The 21,727-nt window shown below is 35.6% G+C and carries 21 protein-coding genes; 15 read left to right on the top strand and 6 right to left on the bottom strand.

Going from position 1 to position 21,727, the window contains the following annotated elements; all coding sequences use genetic code 11:
* The first annotated feature begins 7 nt into the window (after positions 1-7).
* From EYD45_RS13195 to EYD45_RS13215, 5 genes are read left to right on the top strand one after another with little or no spacing between them, the layout of a single operon-like run.
* Positions 8-1,312, top strand: a complete 1,305-nt coding sequence (locus EYD45_RS13195) for a polysaccharide deacetylase family protein (RefSeq protein WP_130965030.1) — start codon at positions 8-10, stop codon at positions 1,310-1,312.
* A complete protein-coding gene (locus EYD45_RS13200; RefSeq protein WP_130965031.1) occupies positions 1,299-1,991 on the top strand; it encodes a YjjG family noncanonical pyrimidine nucleotidase in 693 nt (230 codons plus the stop codon). Before EYD45_RS13195 ends, EYD45_RS13200 begins: the two co-directional genes overlap by 14 nt.
* Positions 1,992-2,027: 36 nt before the next feature.
* Complete coding sequence (locus EYD45_RS13205; protein ID WP_130965032.1) at positions 2,028-2,579, top strand: hypothetical protein; 552 nt, start codon at positions 2,028-2,030, stop codon at positions 2,577-2,579.
* Positions 2,579-3,994 carry a DUF5723 family protein gene (locus EYD45_RS13210; RefSeq protein WP_130965033.1) on the top strand — a complete coding sequence of 472 codons (1,416 nt, stop codon included), beginning with the start codon at positions 2,579-2,581 and terminating at the stop codon, positions 3,992-3,994. Before EYD45_RS13205 ends, EYD45_RS13210 begins: the two co-directional genes overlap by 1 nt.
* Positions 3,984-4,847: a hypothetical protein gene (locus EYD45_RS13215; RefSeq protein ID WP_130965034.1), complete on the top strand. Its 864-nt coding sequence runs from the start codon at positions 3,984-3,986 to the stop codon at positions 4,845-4,847. The genes EYD45_RS13210 and EYD45_RS13215 overlap by 11 nt, the downstream gene beginning before the upstream one ends.
* Positions 4,848-4,857: 10 nt before the next feature.
* Here the strand turns inward: EYD45_RS13215 and EYD45_RS13220 are convergent, their stop codons facing one another.
* A complete protein-coding gene (locus tag EYD45_RS13220; protein WP_130965035.1) occupies positions 4,858-6,141 on the bottom strand; it encodes a replication-associated recombination protein A in 1,284 nt (427 codons plus the stop codon).
* Between the two features lie 186 nt (positions 6,142-6,327).
* Here EYD45_RS13220 and EYD45_RS13225 point away from each other — a divergent pair, with 186 nt between their 5' ends.
* The gene (locus tag EYD45_RS13225; RefSeq protein ID WP_130965036.1) at positions 6,328-7,059 is read left to right on the top strand and encodes a rhomboid family intramembrane serine protease; all 732 of its coding nucleotides are present in this window, start codon (positions 6,328-6,330) and stop codon (positions 7,057-7,059) included.
* A gap of 9 nt (positions 7,060-7,068) precedes the next feature.
* On the opposite strand, the gene rlmB is transcribed toward EYD45_RS13225, so the two are convergent.
* From rlmB to EYD45_RS13250, 5 genes are all read right to left on the bottom strand, one after another.
* Entirely contained in the window at positions 7,069-7,806 is a 738-nt protein-coding gene (rlmB, locus tag EYD45_RS13230) for a 23S rRNA (guanosine(2251)-2'-O)-methyltransferase RlmB (protein ID WP_130965083.1), read from the bottom strand.
* Positions 7,807-7,869: 63 nt separating this feature from the next.
* Complete coding sequence (locus EYD45_RS13235) at positions 7,870-8,595, bottom strand: hypothetical protein (RefSeq protein WP_130965037.1); 726 nt, start codon at positions 8,593-8,595, stop codon at positions 7,870-7,872.
* Between the two features lie 42 nt (positions 8,596-8,637).
* On the bottom strand, positions 8,638-10,149 hold the full coding sequence (locus tag EYD45_RS13240) for a RagB/SusD family nutrient uptake outer membrane protein (protein ID WP_130965038.1): 1,512 nt from the start codon (positions 10,147-10,149) through the stop codon (positions 8,638-8,640).
* Positions 10,150-10,166: 17 nt separating this feature from the next.
* On the bottom strand, positions 10,167-13,481 hold the full coding sequence (locus EYD45_RS13245; protein ID WP_130965039.1) for a SusC/RagA family TonB-linked outer membrane protein: 3,315 nt from the start codon (positions 13,479-13,481) through the stop codon (positions 10,167-10,169).
* A gap of 233 nt (positions 13,482-13,714) precedes the next feature.
* The gene (locus EYD45_RS13250; protein ID WP_130965040.1) at positions 13,715-15,409 is read right to left on the bottom strand and encodes a POTRA domain-containing protein; all 1,695 of its coding nucleotides are present in this window, start codon (positions 15,407-15,409) and stop codon (positions 13,715-13,717) included.
* A 177-nt stretch (positions 15,410-15,586) separates the two neighbouring features.
* On the opposite strand from EYD45_RS13250, the gene rpsL reads away from it, so the two are divergent.
* The 9 genes from rpsL (at position 15,587) to rpsS (ending at position 21,727) form a co-directional block, all read left to right on the top strand.
* On the top strand, positions 15,587-15,961 hold the full coding sequence (gene rpsL / locus EYD45_RS13255) for a 30S ribosomal protein S12 (RefSeq protein ID WP_042245171.1): 375 nt from the start codon (positions 15,587-15,589) through the stop codon (positions 15,959-15,961).
* A gap of 20 nt (positions 15,962-15,981) precedes the next feature.
* Positions 15,982-16,458, top strand: a complete 477-nt coding sequence (gene rpsG, locus EYD45_RS13260; protein ID WP_130965041.1) for a 30S ribosomal protein S7 — start codon at positions 15,982-15,984, stop codon at positions 16,456-16,458.
* A 3-nt stretch (positions 16,459-16,461) separates the two neighbouring features.
* Positions 16,462-18,588, top strand: a complete 2,127-nt coding sequence (gene fusA / locus EYD45_RS13265; protein ID WP_130965042.1) for an elongation factor G — start codon at positions 16,462-16,464, stop codon at positions 18,586-18,588.
* A gap of 11 nt (positions 18,589-18,599) precedes the next feature.
* Positions 18,600-18,905 carry a 30S ribosomal protein S10 gene (gene rpsJ, locus EYD45_RS13270; RefSeq protein ID WP_007650482.1) on the top strand — a complete coding sequence of 102 codons (306 nt, stop codon included), beginning with the start codon at positions 18,600-18,602 and terminating at the stop codon, positions 18,903-18,905.
* A 162-nt stretch (positions 18,906-19,067) separates the two neighbouring features.
* Complete coding sequence (rplC, locus tag EYD45_RS13275; RefSeq protein WP_130965043.1) at positions 19,068-19,685, top strand: 50S ribosomal protein L3; 618 nt, start codon at positions 19,068-19,070, stop codon at positions 19,683-19,685.
* On the top strand, positions 19,685-20,314 hold the full coding sequence (gene rplD, locus EYD45_RS13280; protein ID WP_130965044.1) for a 50S ribosomal protein L4: 630 nt from the start codon (positions 19,685-19,687) through the stop codon (positions 20,312-20,314). Before rplC ends, rplD begins: the two co-directional genes overlap by 1 nt.
* Before the next feature lie 7 nt (positions 20,315-20,321).
* Positions 20,322-20,612, top strand: a complete 291-nt coding sequence (rplW, locus tag EYD45_RS13285) for a 50S ribosomal protein L23 (protein WP_092579375.1) — start codon at positions 20,322-20,324, stop codon at positions 20,610-20,612.
* A 5-nt stretch (positions 20,613-20,617) separates the two neighbouring features.
* On the top strand, positions 20,618-21,445 hold the full coding sequence (rplB, locus tag EYD45_RS13290) for a 50S ribosomal protein L2 (protein WP_130965045.1): 828 nt from the start codon (positions 20,618-20,620) through the stop codon (positions 21,443-21,445).
* 3 nt (positions 21,446-21,448) lie between these two features.
* Positions 21,449-21,727, top strand: a complete 279-nt coding sequence (rpsS, locus tag EYD45_RS13295) for a 30S ribosomal protein S19 (RefSeq protein ID WP_027880209.1) — start codon at positions 21,449-21,451, stop codon at positions 21,725-21,727.

The raw sequence follows: 21,727 nt of genomic DNA on the forward strand, positions 1-21,727 counted from the left end.
AACCTAAATGCTACTAGTTTACACCCATAAAATAACACCACGATTAAAATATGTTTTCAAGCATATTTGTACGCGTGTATTGGGCGTTAAAGTAGATTTTACAACTAAAATAGAAGATTTTATTGCGCACGACAGCATAAAAATGTCGTATACAAAACAGCATTTGGGCAATGAGTTTTTTATAAAGAGCCATGAGATTTTATTTGAACAGGGACTTTCGGATATAGAAATAAATGTTCAAAAATGGGAAAACACCAAATGCTTTTTCTTCAACGGCGACAAGAGTGCAATGCCATTTGATATTTTTGCTGCGTCTTTTTATATGCTATCTCGATATGAAGAATATTTACCGCAACGCAAAGACCAATACGGGAGATTTATGGCAACCGAAAGTTTGGGATATAAACATGGTTTTCTGCATCAACCAGTTGTAGATATTTGGGCATATAAATTTAAAACTGCACTGCAAGAACAGTTTCCAGAATTTGAATTTCCCAAGAAAGAATATCGTATCAAACCCATTATTGATGTTCCTAGTCCATATAACTACAAGCTAAAAGGGGTGATGCGATCTCTAGGTGGTACTATTAAGGATTTTTTTAGATTTCGATTTAGGGATTTGTATATAAGGTATGCAGTGCTTTTTGGCCTAAAGCATGACCCTTTTGATACATTCAAGTATATTATTAACAAGCAAAAACAAACGCAGTTTAAGTTTTTGGTATTCTTCTTTATTGGCTCTTATTCTACTTTTGATAAAGGCATTAATATCAACAAGCGTAAGTATGTGTCTCTTATAAAGCATATAGCCGATTATTGTAAGGTGGGCTTAAAAGCGTCATACTTTTCAGTTAAAGATGTTGAACTGCTAAAAAAAGAAAAACGTCAAATGGAAGACGTATTGAACACTGCATTGAGTGCATCCCGATTTTCGTTTTCGAAATTAAACCTTCCAGAATCCTATAGAAACTTGGTACAATTGGAGGTGAAAGAGGATTATACCATGGGTTATGTAAACCATATAGGATTTAGAGCAGGTTCTTGTACACCATTTTTATTTTATGATTTAGACTATGAGGTGCAAACACCTCTTATGGTGTGTCCATTTCACCTTATGGACTTCGCATTGTTAAAAACGACTTCACTATTAGATAAAAAGAAAGTATTGAATACGATTATCGACGAAGTAAAGCATGTAAATGGAGAATTTGTACCTGTATTTCATAATTATACGTTTATTAATTCTGGACGATGGAGCGGTTTTAAAGAACTGTTTAATATTATTTTAGCCTCAGCGAATGAAAAAAATTAACGGTATTACCGATGTGTTTTTCGATTTAGACCATACACTGTGGGATTTTGAAAAGAATTCTGCCCTAACTTTTAAAAAGATTTTTGAGCTTAATACTATTGAAGTAGGCTTAAATGATTTTCTGGAAAAATATATTCCTATTAACTTCAAATATTGGAAATTATATAGAGAGGAGCGCATTAAAAAAGAAGATTTACGGTTTGCGCGTTTAAATGAAACGTTTCAAACACTAAACTTATCTGTTGAGGACGGTATGATTCGTAAACTGTCTGACGATTACATCAAATATTTATCAACTTTTAATTTTTTGATAGAGGATACTACAAGTATACTTCAGTATCTAAAATCTAAATACAAATTACACATAATTACCAACGGTTTCAACGAGGTGCAGTACAAGAAAATGGACCGATCAAACATCACACCTTATTTTGAGACTATAACCAATTCGGAAATTGCTGGTGTAAAAAAGCCAAACCCCAAAATATTCAATTTCGCATTGAATTTAGCAAAAACAAAACCAAAACAAAGTATCATGATAGGAGATAGTTTGGAGGCTGACATTGAAGGTGCTTTAAACATTGGGATGGATGCTATTTTTTTTAGCCAAGATACAACCCGTTTAAACGGAAAAATAAAAGGTGTTTCAAAATTAATAGAGCTGAAACAGTTTTTATAAAGCAATACTTGACCAAAACGCGACGTTTTTAGACTAATGATGGTAACTAGAACTAAATATTTATACCTCGCGCTTGTTACTTTGTTAGTATGTGGTTGCACTAAGCCAATTGATTTTGATCAGGCTAATGATTTAGTGTTGCAACCTGTAATAGAATCTAGTTTAATATTTTACTCAGCTTCGGCATCAGACTTTTTTGTTGGTGGAAGCGAGCAAAGTACAGCAGAGGATTTTGTTGAAATTGATCTATTTGGTGGAAGTTTTATTCAAGATAATCTCGTAAGAGTGGAGTTTGTTTTTGAAATTGAAAACTCTATTAACCGAGCATATCAGCTGCGTCTAAATTTTCTTGATGAAAATAATCAGTTATTAGAAAGTTTCAATGTTAATACCGATGCATCGCCAAACAATGAAGTTATAGCATCAACACATATGGAAGTTTTTGAAGGAGATGCACTAGAGCGTCTAAAACAATCTAGAATCATTGCTTTTACGCTTGTAATGCAACCAGGTGAAGCCATTAATCAGGACACTCCGGGGGAAATTAGTGTAAAATCCAAAGGCGTTTTTTCTTTAAATATCGATTAATGCGTTCTCAACAACTTTTCATTCTCATGGTTTTTTTGGCTAGTTTTTCCTTTGGGCAAAATAAACAAGTGCTTTATGGATTTTCTGAAGTACCTCAATCCTTACTATTAAACCCTGGAATGCAAATAGACAACAAAGGCTATTTTGGAATATCACTTTTGTCCCATGTCCACGTAAATGGAAGCTCTTCAGGTATTTCATTATATGACCTTTTTGCCGAAGATGGTAGAGATTTCAATTTGAAACTGCGAAATACCGTTAATACATTGAGACCAACAGATTTTTTAACTGCAACTCAACAATTGGAAATTATCTCAGGAGGTTTTGCATTAGGACCTTCATACGATAAAAATGAATATTTAAGTTTTGGCTTGTATCAAGAGTTTGATGCTATAAGTTATTTTCCAAAGGACTACGCTATTTTGGCTTTGGAAGGCAATCAAAGAAATATTGGTCGCCCTTTTTTATTAGAACATTTAAATTTTTCAGCGAATGTAGTTTCAGTGTTACATATTGGATACAATAAAAGGGTGAATTCTAAATTCACCTATGGTGTTAGAGGTAAGATCTACTCTAACGTAGCTGATATAAGTTCCAACGCAAATAGCGGAAGATTTATAACGCTTCAGGGAGATAACAATATCTACAAGCATTTTTTTGATTTAAATCTTGAGGTAAAAACTTCTGGAATAGATGGATTCTTAGATGATAATACTGATTCTCAAGAGGCTATTAAAGATTTAAGACGTCGCTTACTGTTCGGAGGTAGTCTAGGTGTTGGGATAGATTTAGGTTTTACCTACCATATAACGGACCAGTGGTTTGTAGATGCGAGCATATTAGATGTTGGTTTCATAACACATTCAAAAGACATCAAGAGATATCAAGTAAAAGGAGATTTAGAATTTGAAGGAATAGACCCAATTTTTCCAGAGAATAATGATAATCTAACTGCCGATGAATATTGGAGTCAAATTGAAGAAGATTTTGAGGAGATATTCACTTTAGATTCTACAACATCTCGGTATACAACATCACGACCAGTAAAGTTTAATAGCTCTCTTAATTATGCCTTTGGCAAAAAAAAATTAAAGGATTGTGATTGTTCTGCAGAAGACGATGGCTATTTAAATAGAATAGGAGCGCAGTTATATGCCATAAAAAGACCTAAAGGCTTACAAGCAGCACTTACGGCATACTATTACCGACGTATTTTTAGTGGGTTTAGTGCCAAAGCAACCTATACGGTAGATACATATAGTTTTAGTAATATTGGTTTAGGGGTTTCGGCTAATATTTTTGGTTTAAACCTGTATCTTATGGCTGATAATTTATTAGCATATCGAAATATATATGATGCGCAACATGTATCTTTACAACTAGGACTTAATTATATTTTTAAAAATGAAAACTAAAATAATCGTTTCCTTAATCACTTTTTTATTGGTTTCCAATACGTTTGCGCAATCAAATCTTAACCAGTACAAATACGTAATTGTACCCAATAAATTTGATTTTTTAAAAGAAGAAAATAAATATCGTTTAAACGAACTAGCTCAATTTTTATTCGAAAAACATGGGTTTTCTGCATTAATGGAAGGGAGTGATTACCCTCAGGATCTCACAATGGATAGATGTTTGGCTTTGCGCTCGAATGTTATTAAAGGAACAGGGATGTTTAAAACGAAGTTAAATGTAGTTTTAAAGGATTGTAATGATAGGGTGGTTTACACATCAGAAGTAGGGGAGAGCAGGGAAAAAGAATTTAAAACAGCCTATAATATAGCGTTAAGAGCTGCATTTGACTCTTTTAAAGCTTTAAATTATAAATACGAGCCAAAGAATACTTCTATGGCGTCTCAACCAAACCAAGTTGCAGAAGAGGTAAAAGCCCAAACACAAGAAGAAATTAAAAAGTTAAAACAAGAGATAGAGACACTAAAAAAAGAACCTGAAAAGGTTGAAGAAAAGAGGGTTGAGGTAAATGAAACACCGCTGGTTATACCTAATGAAAATAAGGTTGACGCACCAAATACCACTTCAAATATATCGCCATCTAACGTGTTGTATGCACAGGCAATTGATAATGGTTTTCAATTAGTGGATAGTTCACCTAAGGTAATTTATAAGATTAAAAATACAGGAGTAAAAGATGTATTTTTAGTGGAAGGCAAATCTGCAATAGTTTACAAAAATGGTAATGGTTGGATACTAGAGTACCATACTCAAAATACTAAAATTGTTGAAGAATTAAATATAAAGTTTTAGGCTTTAATCTTCAGTATCCATATTTATCTTTCCAACGTTTTTTTAAAAACTCACGTTGCGCATTTTCTCGAGCGTTATTACTAGGTTCGTAAAGCGTTGTGCCTTTAATTTCTTCTGGTAGAAACTCTTGGTCAGCAAAATTATTATCGTAGTTGTGTGCATATTTATAATCCTTACCGTAACCTAGCTCTTTCATTAGTTTTGTAGGTGCGTTTCTGATTTCCAGAGGCACGGACAAATCACCAGTTTCCCTCACCAATTGTTGGGCATCACCAATAGCTTTATAAGCTGCATTGCTTTTTGGTGAACAAGCCAAATACGTAGCGCACTGGCTTAATATAATTCTAGATTCAGGAAAACCAATGGTAGAAACAGCTTGAAATGTATTGTTAGCTATAACTAAAGCCGTAGGATTTGCGTTACCAATATCTTCGCTAGCAGAAATTAAAAGCCTGCGGGCAATAAATTTAACATCTTCTCCACCTTCAATCATTCGCGCAAGCCAATACACCGCACCATTTGGATCACTACCACGAATAGATTTTATAAATGCCGAAATAATATCATAATGTTGCTCACCAGTCTTATCATATCTCACGGTATTGTTCTGCACTTTCTCTAAAACAAGGTCATCAGTAATCGTCACTTTATCAGTATCGCTAGAATTTACGATTAGCTCAAAAATGTTAAGCAATTTTCTAGCGTCTCCACCAGACAGTCTTAATAGCGCATTGGTTTCCTTAAGTGCAATGCTTTTTTTAGAAAAGATGTCATCAATTTCGATAGCACGGTTTAAAAGCGTTTCTAAATCGTTTTTAGAAAAGGCATTTAAAATATATACCTGACAGCGCGATAACAAGGCAGGTATCACTTCAAAACTTGGGTTTTCAGTTGTAGCACCAATTAGAGTAATCCAACCTTTCTCTACGGCCTGTAATAAAGAATCCTGCTGCGATTTGCTAAACCTGTGTATCTCGTCAATAAACAGAATAGGATTTTTAGTAGTAAACAAACCACCGCTTTGTTTTGCCTTATCAATTACTTCCCTTATATCCTTCACACCAGAATTTATGGCACTCAGCGTATAAAAAGGTCTCCCAGATTCCGAGGCAATAATGTTTGCTAAGGTGGTTTTTCCAGTCCCAGGAGGGCCCCAAAAAATCATCGAAGCAATCAACCCGTGCTTCAATTGCTGTGTCAAAGCGCCATTTTTGCCTACCAAATGTTCTTGACTTACATAGTCTTGTAAGGTCTTTGGTCTTAACCGTTCCGCCAAGGGTGCATTTGTATTCATTAATGTAAAATTACATGAATTTATTAAAGTTTTGGGCGTGCCCCCGATAAAAAATCGGGGTCGGGCTTTCGGCAGTCGCTCCCTCTTCCGTCGGGGAGCTTCAACAAATGCCTCAATCCCTCACGCACCTATCTGCCAATTTAGCACAAAAACCAAAGCTGGTTAACTATTTGCTATATTAAGTGCGTGAAACAAAAACAACATTTTGAATATTCCACGGGAGTTATAGCATATCCAATACTATTTGTGCTCATTATTTGGTTGGTGTTTTGGTTCGAGGTGAGGTTCGGATTTAATTTTTCCAAATATGGCGTGCTCCCTCAGACTTTTTCAGGTTTAAAGGGCGTTATATTAAGTCCATTTATCCATGGAGATATTCAGCATCTGTATCATAATACTATTCCGTTGTTTGTATTGTCCATGGCATTGTTTTATTTCTATAAGCCCATAGCTTGGAAAGTTATGCTTTGGGGTGTTTTATTATCAGGTTTTTTAACATGGTGCATTGGCAGATCATCCTATCATATTGGAGCAAGCGGACTAATTTATGTGCTAGTAAGTTTTACATTTTTCAAAGGTGTCTTCGCAAAACATTATAGGCTTATTGCGTTATCATTACTTGTAGTATTCCTCTATGGTAGTATGATTTGGTACACGCTTCCTATTGAAGAAGGTATTTCATGGGAAGGTCATCTTTCAGGATTGATAACAGGACTTGTTTTTGCTTTAATTTTTAAAAGGCAAATTGCCAAACCTAAAAAATATGTATGGGAGCAAGAGAACTACAACGAAGACGACGACCCATTTTTAAAACATTTTGATGAAGATGGGAATTTTATTGAACAAATAGAACCCGAAATGGAAGCAGAACAATTTCCAAAAATTAAATATGAATTTAAGGAAGACAAAAAAGAATAAACTAGGAGTCTAATTTTGTCTTTGCCGAACAACTTCATATAAAAAAGCACCACAAGCAACTGAAACATTTAAGGACTCAATGTCTCCTAGTAGAGGGAGTTTCGCTTTTTCATCAACAATTTTTAAGGTAGAAGGGTTTATGCCACGGCCCTCAGAACCCATTATTATGGCCGTTGGTGTCTTAAATGAGACGTCATAAAGCAAACTATCCGTCTTTTCGGTAGCAGCGACCACTTTTATTCCAGAAGCTTGCATGTAAAATACAGCGTCCTTGATATGGTCTACTTTACAAATAGGGATTTTAAAAACAGCACCGGCACTTGTTTTAATGGTATCTCCGTTTACAGGGGCGCCACCTTTTTTCTGTATTATAATACCATCAACACCAGTACATTCGGCAGTTCTAATAATAGCGCCAAAATTACGCACATCACTTAGTTGATCCAATAATAAAAATAAAGGTGTTTTACCAGATTCAATTACGTTTAAAACTAAATCTTCCAAATCATAGAAATCAATAGGCGAAATTTGAGCCACTGCTCCCTGATGATTCTTTTTAGTCAATCTATTGAGCTTCTCAACAGGAACATAAGAGGTGTTTATTGAGTTTTTTCTAAGGATTTGTTCCAATTCTGTAAAAAGCTCACCTCTAAGTCCTTTTTGTAAAAACACCTTGTCTATACTTTCTCCAGAATGTATAGCTTCAATAATGGCTCTAATACCGAATATTTGGGTTTGGTTTTGCATCATAAAAAAATAGATTGCCAATTTAGGCAATCTATTTTTAAAATTTGTAAAATAAAATTATTACTATTTCGTATCGAATGCAGTCGATTCTTCAGCACCGTAATTTCCACCACCACTGGCTTTAACTACACCACCTACTGTAAGTGTATAAGTTCCATTGTTTGGAAAACTTAAACCATCGCCGAAAGCATCTTTTACAATAAAAGTATAATCTCTTCCTGAACATAATACAACTGCATCAGAAGAAGAAGCTTGACCATCAGCATAAGGACCTCCAGAAGCTACTACACCATCAAGTGCATCTAAAATTTCCCAAGTTACTTCACTACCGTAACCATCAAAAGCAAAGTCTACTGAACCAGTAACTTCTTCACAGTTTTGGATATAACCTAATGTAGTAGATTCTCCCGAGAAATATCCTTCGCTATCAGCAAAGTTAAGAACCAAGTTATTTACACCAATACCTAAGTTGTTATCCGTTAATGCTATAGACAACATTGCTTTATTAGAACCAGCAGGAATTGTAATAGCACTTGGTACAGTGTAAGAACCAGACGCAGCATTAGAGTTCTCCATGTCTATAACAACACCGTAAGACCTATCAGATCCAGCGATATTAGTTGTATAAACAGGAATATCAAATGTTGCGCTACCGCCAACATCTACACCTGTAGAATAAGAATCAGCACCAAAGGTTACATATTCCACTTCTTCAACTATGGATTCATCACAGCTGTGAAAGCATGCAACTAGTGTTAATATTAAAATATTATATACTATTTTTTTCATGAATATTAATTTTATTTGGTTGTTTATTAATCCAACAACTTATTAGTCATTTTGCGATGAAATAAATGGGTTGTTTTGAATTTCAAGCTGTGGAATTTCAAATTGCATTCTTTCATCATTATATGGGATAGCTTCTCCAACAAAAGATAGATGGTTAGCACCTCTAACTGTTGTGGCTTTGTTACGCTTCATGGCTAAATAACTTTTACCTTCTCCCCATAACTCAATTCGTGTTTGTGTATAGATTTCATTTTGTAATTGAGATCCACTTAATCCATCTACATAGGAAACATCAGGTACTCTATTAGCTAAAAATGTTTTAAGGCTTGTTCTTGCAGCAGGCTCATTACCAGCTCTTGCGTTAGCCTCAGCATTTAATAAATAAGCCTCTTCAATTCTCATGTAAACATAATCAGCTGTTACTGTTTGAGACGTACCTCCAATTTGATTAGACGCAAAAAACTTAAATAAAGGTTGTAAATGTCTACCGCTGGCAGGGTTGTTAAAGAATTGTGCTTTTCTTGCGTCATCGGCAGGAATAGCGTCATACAATGAGGCATCTATTGATTTGTAATCTCCAGCCCAAGCATAGCTATAAGAGAAAGCATCAACTTGTCCCCACCAGGATACTAAGTCTAACCCATTATTAGCGGTAATATCAATACCCCACATCCAACTAGCATCATTAACGTCATTGAATCCTGTAGTCGCAACATCACCCATCGGCATTATAGTGTAGCTCCCAGAATTGATTACTTGTTGTGTTAGTGTTGCTACTTCAGTATCGTTGCCTCCTTTCGCACCTAGAACATAGGCTAAAAGCATTCTCGCTATGTCTTGGTTAATTTCGTTTTTCGCTGTTCTGTTAAAACCATTTAGCAGGCTAATAGCATCACGCAAATCGCTTTCCATTAGGTCATATATTTCACCAGCAGTTGCTTTGGCAACATTTGTGTTAACAGGTGTATCATACAATGGCAATATCTCTTCAGAAGCATTATATTCCTTTTGAAAATATTGCGTTAAATAAAAATATGAATGTGCGCGCATAGCCTTTGCTTGACCCATAGCATATTGACTATCTGGGTTGTCAGGAATTGCATCATTTCCACCTAAACTTTGAATCACGGTATTTGCAGATCTTAAAATTCTGAAGTAATACCTCCATACCATTCTGTTTCTTCCTCGTGCAAAATCTAAAGGTGCTTGAAATTCTGTGATATCAGAACGATACCACCCATAGGTACTCACACTTAATGCCATGTCTCCACAAAGCATATCTCCATATATGTCATAACCTTTTTGGCCAAAGTCATCATGACTTAAATTGGTACCACCAGTACCTGTCTGAATCATTTGCGCATAAATACCGCCAACAAATGCGGCTGGAATTTCCAGGTTAGTTTTGGCTCCTTCACTTAATTGTTCTGCAGTGATAAATTGTGTTGGCTGACTCGTTCCAGAAACACCACTGTTGTCTAGCAAATCATCCGCACAGCCAGTAACACTAAGTGCTAAAACTGTTACAAATGTAATTTTCAATAAATTTTTCATAATTTCTTTTTTTTTAATTAAAACTTAACTCTAGCTCCTAAAGTAATAGTTGTTGCAGGTGCATAGATTCTACGTGCTGAATTACCAACTTCTCTTACAGACGGGTTAAAACCATCTCTAGCTGATTTGATAAAAATATTATCTCCAGACACCCATAAGTTTACTGAATCCAATCCTGCTTTTGCAACAAAATCACTTGATAGGGTATATCCTATTCTAGCATTGTTTAATGCTATATAATCTGTACTTATTATAAATCTAGTAGATCCAGAAGTTGAGTTAACAATTGCATTATCAGATAATAAAGGAACATCCGTAACATCACCTGGGTTTTGCCATCTTCTCAAGATGTCTTTATGGAAGTTATTACCTGCAGCTCCAAAACGGTCACTCATTAATTCAGCATATTGTCCATCATAAGCCCATCCTCCTAAACTATAGGTAAATTGTGTAGAAAAGTCGAAACTTTTAATTTTCCCTGTTATTCTAAAAGCACCTCTTACATCTGGTATAAACGATTTATCATTAAACACCTGGGTAGCATTCCCCCAAGTTTTTGTAATGGTTCTTTTGATGTTTGCATCAGAACTCAACTGTCTGTATTCATAAAGTGTTCCTGATGAATTTGCATCACCACCATTTCCATCATCAATAGAAAAGTCATCCTCACCTGAATCAAAAATTCCATTATTATTAGCATCATCATAGTATTGATACCACATTGGAGCACCATCAGATGGGTCTACACCTGCATATTCTCTTAACCAGAAGTCGAACATAGATCGTCCTACAGCATAAGCATAGTTTCCATCCAAACTAGACCCTGAATCTATAATTCTTTCACTCCCCGTTGATGGGTTTATAGGTAACCTTTTCAGCTCGTTATGTAAAAGTTCTCCATTTACCGATACACTCAATTTCACGTCTTGTGTATTTATAATGCGTCCAGTAACATCAAATTCTAATCCTGCGTTTAGGATTTCACCATCATTAACTCTAATGAATGCTAGACCTGCTGACGAACCTCTTCTTTGATCAAAAAACAGATTATCTGTAAGCTTTCTATAGTAATCAACATTTACGTCTAAAAAGTTACCAAAACTCATTTCCACACCAGCCTGTATCATATTTGATGTTTCCCATGTTAAGTCTGGGTTACCAAAACTACTAGGGTCAATAGCTAATGCTCCACCTACTAAGTTTGTGTTAAATCTATCAAAAGCAAGCGTTGTAGAAACTCCTTGTTGATCTCCAGTTATACCATAAGAAGCTTTAACTTTTAAGTAAGACAGAAAGCTATCTGTCATAAAGTCTTCCTGACTAACTACCCATGCAGCACCAACAGATCCGAAAGTTCCCCACTTATCATTTATAAAGCGAGAAGAACCATCAGTTCTAATAGAACCAGTAAAGAAATACTTGTCTGCATAATTATAGTTTACTTGCCCAAAATAAGATTCCAGACCAGAAGCGTTTTCATATCCATCAGAAGGTGAAACTTCTTCAAGATAATTACTTAAGTTGTACACTCCTGGCAAAATAACATTCTGCTTAAATTGTCTAGACTGTGTAAAACTTGCCTCAAATGTTTCATGAGCCGCTAAAGCCTCTAAGTTATGCAGTCCAAAAGATTTTTTGTAACGCAGTAATTGAAGAAAAGTTTGAGACCATCTTACTTGATCAGTTACAGTAATGTTACCTTTGGTATTTGCTCCAGTACCATAAACATGATTACTTGCATTGTTTCTTCTAAAGAATGAATATTGCCCACCATAAGTCGTTTCTAAATCTAAATCCTCAGTTATTTTAATAGTCATATTTAAGTTACCATTAAATGCATGAGTATCTCTACCATCAAAATCTAATATCGCAGAACCTATAGGGTTAAGTAAGTTTGCATTAGGCCTGTTTCTTGTAAAAGCCCTTGCAGGATCAGGAGTTGTACTGCCAGTTGGAGCACCATAATCATATTGGAAACCACCATATATTGGATCAGGTATTAACTCTCCACTATTTGGATATCTTGCAAATACAGGGTATATAGGGGCCATTTTATCAGCAAACTCAAAAAGGTTTTCAGAACCAACAATTTGTCCATTGTTAGTTGTTAATGAATTCGCATAGTTTAAATTTCCACTTACCTTTAACCAGTCTTTCACATCAGAACTCAGGTTGATTCTAGCAGAGTATCTCTTGAAATCAGAATTTATTGAATACCCATTATCATCTAAGTATCCAAGTGCTGCAAAATATCTAGTTTTTTCAGAACCACCGGAGAACCTTAGGTTAGCCTCTCTTCTAAATCCAGTACCAAATGCCTCGTCAGCATAACGTTCAGGAGTAAATAATCTGTTCACTCCGTTTCTTACAGTTCTAGTTACGGGGTCAATTAAATCTGCTCCAGTTGCTGCATCCCACATGTTATAACCAGCTCCAATACCATTATCGCCTAAAAGCGTATTGTTAGCAAAATCAACAGGATCAGCATTTCCAGTAACAACACCTCTGTTAAATAAACCTTCCCATACTAAACCAACATATTGTTCAGGAGAGTCGATAACATCATAACGCGGTATTATCTGTACATTAACACCAGTTTTTAAGTCTACCTCTATCGATCCTTTTTCAGATGCAGACCCATTTTTTGTAGTAATCAAAATCACACCATTAGCACCTCTAGAACCATAAATAGCGGTTGCTGTGGCATCTTTTAATACGGTTGTGCTTTTTATATCAGCTGGATTAATAGAATTTAACTCGAATGTGCCAGAAAAAGGCACGCCATCTACTACATATAAAGGCGCTCTGTTACCAAGAGGAGAACCATATCCCCTTACACGCACCGTTGCGATAGTACCTGGTTGTCCTGATGTATTTATTACTGTAACACCGGCAACCTCACCAGCAAGAGCCTGTGTTACGTTGGTAAAGTTTTTTGCTTCTATATTTTCGGTGCTTATAGAAGCTGCTGTACCAGCAAATGATTGTTTTGTTGCGGTACCATAACCTACAATTAGTACCTCTTCAAGAGCTTCCGCATCTTCAACCATGGTAACATTAATTGTATTTGATGCCCCAACCGCAACTTCCTTTGTTGTGTAGCCAACAAAACTAAAGACAAGAGTAGCCCCTTGATTAGCTTTTATTGAGTAATTACCATCAAAATCGGCAGAGGTACCATTTGTTGTACCTTTTACTAAGACAGTAGTTCCTGGTAATGGTAGCCCGTTTTGGTCACTAACAACACCAGATATTGTCTTTTCTTGTGCAAAAGATAAATGCACAACAAACGCTAGTAATAGCGTTAAAAATCCACTAAACTTTGTTTTCATGTTATAATTATTTGAATTAGTCAATGCCAAAAATCATAAAATAAAGTTAACAAAGCAACAAAATTGCGTTAAAATTGATGTTTTTTCTAAAAAATAGTTACGAAATGAGTCTTTCACGTGTCTATTTTGGTTGAGAAATGCCAAATCTGGTTATAAATCATTTCACAAATAGACAAGAAAAAAGAGACCACTACGTGTAATAGTCTCTATTTTATCGGAATCATTACAAATAATTAAAAATTAGCTACCAAGCTAATATGAATCTTAGAATTTGATAACTTAAATTTTTGATTCTCATTTTTGCCGTTGGCATAATTGAATTTGAGAAGTCCAGAATTGGTAAGAACCCCAAAACCAAAACCAAAACCAAATAGTTTTTCTTTTAGATTGGAGGATTTGTTTTCGAAATATGCGACATCAGTTATGGAATGTATAAATATAGAATTACTCAAGCGGTATCTATATTCGGTATTTAAAACACCAAATAAAGAAGCGAACAAACTATTTTCCTCAAAACCTCTAATGGAGTTGATACCTCCAAAGCGTAGCAGTTCATTTTCAAAATAGTTGTCGGAGATTAGATTTGAAGCATCAACATTCAAATAAATACTGTTTTTTCTATTCAGTTGAAAGTTGTTAAACGCTTTTAGTGTGATTAAAGATTGCTCAGTTTTAATGTTTGAAGCAGTTCTATTGCCAAAATTGGTTTCTATATAGAAATTTGATTTTATCGGAAATAGCACATCATAAAATTGAGGTTTCAGAAATTCATAAAAAGCCGTAAAATAGCTGGTATTGTAATCTTGTAAAGAAATAATCGAAGTGTCGGAGCGCAAATTACTCGATTCAGTACTAGAAATTCCAGCCGATACTTTGTGTAACGCGTTTATTTGGTAATTAATTCTTGCCTTCTGGTCAACTGTGGTAAATGAGGAATCTTTTTTGAATATTCTGAGATTCAAATCTACACCAATTGGTGATCTAAAGAGATAGGGTAGCTCTAAACGTGCATCAAATGTATCCTGATCAATTTCGTCGCTTTTGTATAGTAAGCTAAAAGTTTCACCATAATTCAAATTATTAATCAATCGTAAATTGAGAAATCCATCAAACTCTAATTTATTGGTCTCATCATTTGTGCCAAAACCTAAAAAGCCATCAAAGGTGTTGCTTTTGGATTTTTCTACATATATATATAAGGACGTGGAATCTTCTTGAAATAAAACTTCGGTAGATTTTACTTGGTTGGCAAATCTTAGGTTGTTGAGTTGTTCGGTCTTCTTTTCAATTTCAGACAAATCGAAAGTTTGAGAGGTTTTTAATTTCAAATAATGTTTCAGAAAGGATTTTGGAAATTTTTCATACCCAACTATTTTGATGTCATCAATGGTTCTTTTTGTTTTATTAGAGCTCACAATTAAATCTGCTTTAAGGTTGATGCTATCTTTTCGCTTAATGTTTGAAAGTTTCAATTTTGAGAAAGGAGTGCCACTATTTGCTATTTCAGAATTCAAAAAGTTAAGGCTATTTTCAATTGATGAAATATCAATGATGAAACAGGTATCGGTTACTTCTTTTGAAATTGAATTCAAAAGAGAAGTGTTCAAGTCATTTTTTGAATAGTATATATATATGGTGTTGAATTTTTGCTTTAAGTAAAGTTTCGCGTTAAATAAAGAATCATTTTCTTTTTTAATATCGATCAACTTATTTTCGATATATCCAATAGTGTTAAGATGTTTTCTTAAAGAATCAACTTCAGATGTAACAGAAAGGAAATTTTTATGATTTTTTTGATAACCAACAGAGTCAATTATTTTCGTTTCAACCTCAGTTTCGCCATAAATATTCAGCTGTAAATTTTGACTAAATACTTCAGAAGAAAAAAATGTATAACTAATAAGGACAAGAAATGAAGTTTTGCGCACGCTAATTTCTGTGTATTTAAGTGTAAATCTAACGGAAAAAGTACACTTTTAATATGCTCTAAAAATTTAATTTCAAAAACTCTTCAAAATTAATGAATTAGGGTTTGAATAATTAATTTTAATTTCTACCTTTGCACGCCTCTAAATAGAGGTTAATAAAATTTTATATAGAAATATATGCCAACAATTTCACAATTAGTAAGAAAAGGAAGAGCCAAAATAACCAAGAAGAGTAAATCGGCTGCTTTGGATTCTTGTCCGCAAAGACGTGGTGTATGTACTCGTGTTTACACAACTACTCCTAAAAAACCAAACTCAGCAATGAGAAAGGTAGCAAGGGTACGTTTAACAAACGGAAACGAGGTTAATGCATACATCGGTGGTGAAGGACATAATTTACAAGAGCACTCGATAGTATTGGTTAGAGGTGGAAGGGTAAAAGATTTGCCAGGTGTTAGATATCACGTTGTTCGTGGGGCTTTAGATACAGCAGGTGTTGCTGGAAGAACCCAACGTAGATCTAAGTATGGTGCTAAACGCCCTAAAAAGTAATTAAACTTTAAGAAGAAGACATGAGAAAAAGAGCAGCGAAAAAAAGACCACTTTTACCAGATCCAAGATTTAACGATCAGTTGGTGACACGTTTTGTGAACAACATGATGTGGGATGGTAAGAAGTCTGTGGCGTTCAAAGTATTCTACGATGCAATTGATATTGTAGATTCAAAGAAAACTGACGAAGAAAAATCAGCTTTAGAAATATGGAAAGATGCTTTAGGTAATGTGATGCCTCACGTAGAAGTACGTAGTCGTCGTGTTGGTGGTGCAACATTCCAAATTCCAATGCAAATTCGTCCAGATAGAAAAATATCAACTGCCATGAAATGGTTAATTGGTTATGCTAGAAAACGTAACGAAAAGTCAATGGCACAGCGTTTAGCAGCTGAAATTTTAGCAGCAGCTAAAGAAGAGGGTGCAGCGGTTAAGAAAAGAGTTGATACACATAAAATGGCAGAAGCTAACAAGGCATTCTCTCACTTTAGATTTTAAAACATGGCAAGAGATTTAAAATATACTAGAAATATAGGTATTGCTGCGCATATTGACGCAGGAAAAACTACCACTACAGAGCGTATTCTTTATTATACGGGTGTTTCTCATAAAATAGGTGAAGTACATGACGGTGCTGCAACTATGGACTGGATGGAGCAAGAGCAGGAAAGAGGTATTACTATTACTTCTGCTGCAACAACTTGTACATGGAAATTCCCAATCGAAAATGGGGAGCCTACTCCTGAAACTAAAGGATATCATTTTAATATTATTGACACTCCGGGTCACGTGGATTTTACGGTTGAGGTAAACCGTTCTTTACGTGTACTTGACGGGTTGGTTTTCTTGTTTAGTGCGGTTGATGGTGTTGAGCCTCAATCTGAAACTAACTGGAGACTGGCTGACAACTATAAAGTGCCAAGAATCGGTTTCGTTAACAAAATGGACCGTCAAGGATCGAACTTTATGGCTGTTTGTCAACAGGTAAAAGATATGTTGAAGTCTAACGCTGTACCAATTGTATTGAACATTGGAGATGAGGCAGATTTTAAAGGTATCGTTGACTTAGTTAAGAACAGAGCTATTGTATGGCATGACGAAACACAAGGGGCAACTTTTGATGTTATCGATATTCCAGAAGAATTAAAAGAAGAAGCACAAAAATATAGAGCCTTATTAATTGAAGAGGTTGCCACTTATGATGAAAACCTTTTAGAGAAGTTCATGGAAGATGAAGATTCTATTACAGAAGAAGAAGTGCACGCTGCACTTAGAGCTGCTGTGATGGATATGGCTATCATTCCTATGGTTTGTGGTTCTGCTTTCAAAAACAAAGGTGTGCAGTTTTTATTAGACGCTGTTTGTCGTTATTTGCCATCACCTTTAGATAGAGATAACATTGTAGGAACAGATCCTAATACTGGTGATGAAGTTGTACGTAAACCAGATCCTAAGGATCCATTTGCAGCTTTAGCATTTAAGATTGCTACCGATCCTTTCGTAGGTCGTTTGGCATTCTTTAGAGCATATTCTGGTCGTTTAGATGCTGGTTCTTATATTTTGAACAACCGTTCAGGTAAAAAAGAGCGTATCTCACGTATTTACCAAATGCACTCTAATAAACAAAACGCTATCGATTTTATCGAAGCAGGTGATATTGGAGCTGCGGTAGGATTTAAAGATATTAAGACTGGTGATACGATGTCGGATGAAAAACATCCTATCGTGTTGGAATCTATGGATTTTCCAGATCCTGTAATTGGTATCGCTGTTGAGCCTAAAACTAAGGCTGATGTTGATAAATTAGGAATGGCGTTGGCTAAACTATCTGAAGAGGATCCAACATTTACTGCTAGAACTGACGAAGCTTCAGGACAGACTATTATTTCTGGAATGGGTGAGCTTCACTTAGATATTATTGTGGACCGTTTGAAGCGTGAGTTTAAGGTTGAAGTAAACCAAGGACAGCCACAAGTAGAGTACAAAGAAGCAATTACACAACGTGCAGAACACAGAGAAGTTTACAAGAAACAATCTGGTGGACGTGGTAAATTCGCAGATATTGTATTTACATTGGAGCCTGCTGAAGAAGGTAAACAAGGTTTAGAATTCGTTTCTGAAATTAAAGGTGGTAACGTTCCTAAAGAATTTGTGCCTTCTGTTGAGAAAGGATTTAAGATGGCGATGGTAAATGGCCCATTGGCAGGATATGAAGTTGATGCTATGAAAGTGACATTAACTGATGGTTCTTACCACGATGTGGATTCTGATCAATTATCATTTGAGTTAGCTGCAAAACTTGGTTTTAAAGCTGCTGCAAAAGCTGCAAAAGCGGTGATTATGGAGCCAATGATGAAGTTAGAAGTAATCACTCCGGAAGAAAATATGGGTGATATTGTAGGGGATTTGAATAGAAGAAGAGGTCAAGTAAGTGACATGAGTGATCGTGCTGGAGCTAAAGTAGTTAAGGCTATAGTACCTCTTTCTGAAATGTTTGGATATGTAACAACATTAAGAACATTGTCATCAGGTCGTGCGACATCAACAATGGAATTTTCACATTATGCTGAAACTCCTTCTAACATATCTGAAGAAGTAATTAAAGCAGCTAAAGGCGTTGAAGCTTAAAATTTAAGAAAATGAGTCAAAAAATCAGAATAAAACTTAAGTCTTACGATCACAATTTAGTAGATAAATCTGCTGATAAGATTGTAAAAACAGTAAAAAGTACTGGAGCTGTAGTAACTGGACCAATTCCATTACCAACGCACAAGAAAATTTTCACTGTATTACGTTCTCCACACGTTAACAAGAAATCAAGAGAGCAGTTTCAATTATCTTCTTACAAGAGATTATTAGATATCTACTCATCGTCATCAAAAACCATTGATGCCTTGATGAAGCTTGAATTACCAAGTGGTGTTGAAGTAGAGATAAAAGTATAAGTATAATTTCGGTTTTATACCGAAAGACATGTCCCACCGATGTGGTCGCGGGAAAAACGGATAAATACATTTCAGGGACGAAAGGTATTTCGTCCCTGAAATTTTTAAATAAGAAGGTTGAATTATGTTTCAACCAAATAGTAATAATTAATAATAAATAATATGTCTGGGTTAATTGGAAAAAAAATCGGTATGACCAGCATCTTTGATGAAAACGGGAAGAACATTCCTTGTACAGTAATCGAAGCTGGACCATGTATCGTTACCCAAGTCAGAACTGAAGAAGTGGATGGTTATGAAGCTATCCAGCTTGGTTTCGATGACGCGACAGAAAAAAGCGCTACTAAAGCAGACTTAGGTCATGCTAAAAAAGCGGGTACTTCTGTAAAACGCAAGGTCGTAGAATTCAAAGGTTTTGATGAGGAGTACAAATTAGGAGATGCTATCACAGTTGAACACTTTGTTGAAGGTGAATTTGTTGATGTGGCTGGTACCTCAAAAGGAAAAGGATTTCAAGGTGTTGTAAAACGTCATGGTTTCGGTGGTGTAGGTCAAGCTACTCACGGTCAGCATAATCGTTTAAGAGCACCGGGTTCTATCGGAGCTGCATCTTATCCTGCACGTGTATTCAAAGGCATGAAAATGGCCGGAAGAATGGGTGGTGAAAAAGTGAAAGTTCAAAATTTAAGAGTTTTAAAAGTAGTTCCTGAAAAGAATCTACTTGTAGTGAAAGGGTGTGTGCCTGGACACAAAAACGCTTATGTAACAATTCAGAAGTAATGAAAGTAGCAGTTTTAGATATAAACGGAAAAGACACAGGTAGAAAGGCAGACCTTTCTAAAGATGTGTTTGCTATTGAGCCTAATAATCACGCTGTGTATTTGGATGTTAAACAATATTTAGCAAACCAAAGACAAGGTACTCACAAATCTAAAGAAAGAGGAGAGATTACTGGATCTACACGTAAGATTAAAAAGCAAAAAGGAACTGGTACTGCAAGAGCAGGTAGTATAAAGAGTGGTGTGTTTAAAGGTGGTGGACGTATGTTTGGTCCAAGACCGAGAAACTACGGTTTCAAATTAAACAAAAACGTTAAGCGTCTAGCTCGTAAATCTGCATTGAGTATCAAAGCAAATGAAAAAGCAATTACAGTTTTAGAAGACTTCAGTTTTGATGCTCCTAAAACTAAAAACTTCACTGCAGTTTTAAAGGCTTTAGAGCTAGAAAACAAAAAAACTTTGTTTGTGTTGGGTGGGTCGAATAATAACGTATATTTGTCATCGCGCAATTTAAAAGGTTCTGAAGTGATAACTAATTCAGAATTAAGCACTTATAAGATTTTAAATGCAAATCAAGTGGTGCTTTTAGAAGGTGCTTTAGAAGGAATTGAAACAAACTTAAGTAAATAAGAAACAGATGAGTATCTTAATTAAACCTATAATCACAGAAAAAGCGACAGCAGATAGCGAGTTAAAAAACTGCTATTGGTTCGCAGTGAACACAAAGGCGAACAAGGTAGAAATCAAAAAAGCGGTGGAAGCTGCTTATGGTGTTTCTGTTGAAAAAGTTCGTACTATAAATGTCCGTCCAGATCGTAGTACCAAGTACACAAAAACTGGTATACAACATGGTAAAACAAATGCTGTTAAAAAGGCAATTGTACAACTGGCGGAAGGTGAGATGATTGATTTATATGCTAATATGTAATTAGAATGTCAGTAAGAAAATTAAAACCAATCACACCAGGACAGCGATTTAGAGTAGTAAATGGGTATGACGCCATTACTACTGATAAGCCGGAGAAAAGTTTATTAGCTCCGAAAAAAAGGTCTGGTGGTAGAAACAGTCAAGGAAAAATGACCATGCGCTATAAAGGTGGCGGTCATAAAAAGAAGTATCGTATTATCGATTTCAAAAGAGACAAAGCTGGAATTCCTGCCGAAGTTAAAACTATTGAGTACGATCCAAACAGAACAGCGTTTATTGCTTTATTGAATTATCAAGATGGTGAGAAGCGTTACGTTATTGCTCAAAATGGTTTACAAGTTGGGCAAAATGTAGTATCTGGTGCTACAGGTGTTGCCCCTGAAATAGGAAATGCAATGCCACTAAGTGAAATTCCATTAGGAACTATTATTTCTTGTGTAGAGTTACGCCCAGGTCAAGGTGCTGTTATGGCGCGTAGTGCTGGTGCTTTTGCTCAGTTAATGGCAAGAGATGGCAAGTTTGCTACCATTAAATTACCATCAGGAGAGACACGTTTAGTGTTAACTACTTGTATGGCAACTATCGGGGTTATTTCAAACTCAGATCACCAGTTAATCGTTGGTGGTAAAGCCGGTAGAACAAGATGGTTAGGTAGAAGACCACGCACAAACCCTGTTAGAATGAACCCAGTTGATCACCCAATGGGTGGTGGTGAAGGTCGTGCTTCAGGTGGACACCCACGTTCTAGAAATGGTATACCTGCTAAAGGTTATAGAACCCGTTCTAAAACAAAAGCGAGTAATAAATATATTGTAGAACGTAGAAAGAAATAAGACATGGCAAGATCATTAAAAAAAGGACCTTACGTTCATTATAAATTAGAAAAGAAAGTAGCTGCAAATGTTGAAGCTAACAAGAAAACTGTAATTAAAACTTGGTCTCGTGCTAGTATGATTACTCCAGATTTTGTTGGACAAACTATAGCAGTACACAATGGCCGTCAATTTGTACCAGTATATGTTACTGAAAACATGGTAGGTCATAAATTAGGAGAATTTTCACCAACACGTTCATTCCGTGGGCATGCAGGTGCTAAAAATAAAGGTAAAAAGTAG

The organism is Hyunsoonleella flava (assembly GCF_004310325.1).
In the GTDB taxonomy this organism is placed as follows: domain Bacteria; phylum Bacteroidota; class Bacteroidia; order Flavobacteriales; family Flavobacteriaceae; genus Jejuia; species Jejuia flava.

What these genes read in the sequence shown, in the direction of transcription:
- EYD45_RS13195 (WP_130965030.1), top strand. Translation starts at nt 8, where the DNA reads ATGCTACTAGTTTACACCCATAAAATAACACCACGATTAAAATATGTT.
- EYD45_RS13200 (WP_130965031.1), top strand. Translation starts at nt 1,299, where the DNA reads ATGAAAAAAATTAACGGTATTACCGATGTGTTTTTCGATTTAGACCAT.
- EYD45_RS13205 (WP_130965032.1), top strand. Translation starts at nt 2,028, where the DNA reads ATGATGGTAACTAGAACTAAATATTTATACCTCGCGCTTGTTACTTTG.
- EYD45_RS13210 (WP_130965033.1), top strand. Translation starts at nt 2,579, where the DNA reads ATGCGTTCTCAACAACTTTTCATTCTCATGGTTTTTTTGGCTAGTTTT.
- EYD45_RS13215 (WP_130965034.1), top strand. Translation starts at nt 3,984, where the DNA reads ATGAAAACTAAAATAATCGTTTCCTTAATCACTTTTTTATTGGTTTCC.
- EYD45_RS13220 (WP_130965035.1), bottom strand. Translation starts at nt 6,141, where the DNA reads ATGAATACAAATGCACCCTTGGCGGAACGGTTAAGACCAAAGACCTTA.
- rlmB (WP_130965083.1), bottom strand. Translation starts at nt 7,806, where the DNA reads ATGCAAAACCAAACCCAAATATTCGGTATTAGAGCCATTATTGAAGCT.
- EYD45_RS13235 (WP_130965037.1), bottom strand. Translation starts at nt 8,595, where the DNA reads ATGAAAAAAATAGTATATAATATTTTAATATTAACACTAGTTGCATGC.
- EYD45_RS13240 (WP_130965038.1), bottom strand. Translation starts at nt 10,149, where the DNA reads ATGAAAAATTTATTGAAAATTACATTTGTAACAGTTTTAGCACTTAGT.
- EYD45_RS13245 (WP_130965039.1), bottom strand. Translation starts at nt 13,481, where the DNA reads ATGAAAACAAAGTTTAGTGGATTTTTAACGCTATTACTAGCGTTTGTT.
- rpsL (WP_042245171.1), top strand. Translation starts at nt 15,587, where the DNA reads ATGCCAACAATTTCACAATTAGTAAGAAAAGGAAGAGCCAAAATAACC.
- rpsG (WP_130965041.1), top strand. Translation starts at nt 15,982, where the DNA reads ATGAGAAAAAGAGCAGCGAAAAAAAGACCACTTTTACCAGATCCAAGA.
- fusA (WP_130965042.1), top strand. Translation starts at nt 16,462, where the DNA reads ATGGCAAGAGATTTAAAATATACTAGAAATATAGGTATTGCTGCGCAT.
- rpsJ (WP_007650482.1), top strand. Translation starts at nt 18,600, where the DNA reads ATGAGTCAAAAAATCAGAATAAAACTTAAGTCTTACGATCACAATTTA.
- rplC (WP_130965043.1), top strand. Translation starts at nt 19,068, where the DNA reads ATGTCTGGGTTAATTGGAAAAAAAATCGGTATGACCAGCATCTTTGAT.
- rplD (WP_130965044.1), top strand. Translation starts at nt 19,685, where the DNA reads ATGAAAGTAGCAGTTTTAGATATAAACGGAAAAGACACAGGTAGAAAG.
- rplW (WP_092579375.1), top strand. Translation starts at nt 20,322, where the DNA reads ATGAGTATCTTAATTAAACCTATAATCACAGAAAAAGCGACAGCAGAT.
- rplB (WP_130965045.1), top strand. Translation starts at nt 20,618, where the DNA reads ATGTCAGTAAGAAAATTAAAACCAATCACACCAGGACAGCGATTTAGA.
- rpsS (WP_027880209.1), top strand. Translation starts at nt 21,449, where the DNA reads ATGGCAAGATCATTAAAAAAAGGACCTTACGTTCATTATAAATTAGAA.